Source organism: Paenibacillus sp. NMA1017, assembly GCF_058895805.1.
In genome coordinates this window covers 1-1,708 of sequence record NZ_JBZXYR010000043.1, presented here as the reverse complement: position 1 = coordinate 1,708, position 1,708 = coordinate 1, and the positions used below count along the sequence as shown (strand labels likewise).

Annotated in this window: 1 protein-coding gene; it reads left to right on the top strand. The window is 50.0% G+C overall.

The window, feature by feature from the left end:
* Positions 1 to 1,708: condensation domain-containing protein (locus AC5ELV_RS26230; RefSeq protein ID WP_493432448.1), on the top strand; the 1,708-nt coding region annotated here is incomplete at both ends.

The window sequence follows — 1,708 nt, the reverse complement described above, 5'->3', positions numbered from 1 at the left end:
GTTCTACCCATTGTCCTCGGCACAAAAACGGATGTACGTTTTGCATCAGATTGATCCAGATGATGTGAACTACAATATTCCCGCTGTGCTACAGGTAAGCGGCCCGCTGGATGTAAAACGGGTGGAAGAAGCGTTTCGCCAGTTGGTCTCACGTCATGCAGCTTTCCGCACCAGTTTTGGACTGGTGAACAATGAACCCGTGCAACGGATTCAAGAAACTGTATTGTTCGATGTGGAGTACGCGAAGTTGCAGGGAGGGCGTGTACTAACGCACATAGAAGCTGATCAACAAATACATGTGCCCATCTCTGATCGTGATACGGCGTTCGAGCAGCAAACAGTAGGGTCTGAACAGCTTGTAAGTCGAGAAGCTCAAGATTGGGTTCAACGTTTTGTACGTCAGTTTGATCTGCAGGTAGCCCCGTTGCTACGGGTATCCTTGCTGGATCTGGGTATACAGGGGGGAGAACAAGAACAGCAATATCTAATGATGCTCGATATGCACCATATTATCTCGGACGGTGTATCAACAGGTGTGTTAACCAAAGAATTTGTACGCTTATACAGCGGTGAGGTATTGCCTCCGCTACGGATTCAATACAAAGACTATGCCATATGGCAGCAAGGTGAAACACAGCAGGATTGGATGAAACGTCAGGAGATGTTCTGGTTAGATAACTTCAGGGGTGAACTGCCCTTGCTGGATATGCCAACCGACTTTGCTCGCCCGGCGGTGCGGAGCACGGCTGGAGATATGGTGGTATTTGGACTGGAACGTGAAGTCTGCGAACGATTAAAAGAGCTGGCAGCCCAGACAGGTTCGACGCTGTACATGATGCTGCTGGCAGCCTATACAGCGCTGCTCCATCAGTACACCGGACAAGAAGACATTATTGTCGGCACCCCGATTGCGGGACGGCCACACGTGGATCTGGAGCCGATCATCGGGATGTTCGTTGGTACGCTGGCCATACGTACTTATCCAACCTCAACGCAGACATTCCGTCAGTACCTGGAGGACGTGAAAAAACGGTCCTTGCAAGCGTATGAGCATCAGGACTATCCATTTGAGGAACTGGTGGAAAAGCTGAACGTGAAACGGGATATGAGCCGTAACCCCCTGTTCGACACGATGTTTGTACTACAAAACACGGAACAAGACGAGTTGAAACTTCCAGATATTAACTTCCGGCCATTTGGTATGGAGCAGGTTCCAGCTAAGTTTGACTTGACGCTGGAAGCCAGCGAACAAGAGGATGGCATTCAATTTGGTTTGCAGTATGCGACAACATTGTATAAACGGGAAACGATTGAGCAAATCACACGCCACTTTATACGACTGACTGAAATCATTACGACGAATCCAGATACGACATTGGGTGAGCTGGATTTATTGAGTGAGCAAGAACGCGAGCAAATCCTTCGCGTGTGGGGAGATACGGCAGCGGACTATCCAAGCGAGCAGACCATTCACGGTTTGTTTGAAGCGCAGGCTTTGCAAACACCAGAGCAGGCGGCCTTGTTCTTCGAGGGAGAACAGCTGACCTACCGCGAGCTGAATGAACGAGCCAACCGATTGGCTCGTACCTTGCGGAGTCATGGCGTAACAACAGACAGCCTGGTGGGTCTGATGACGGAGCGCTCGATAGATATGATCGTGGGGATGTTCGGGATTATGAAAGCCGGAGGCGCGTATGTTCCGATAGAT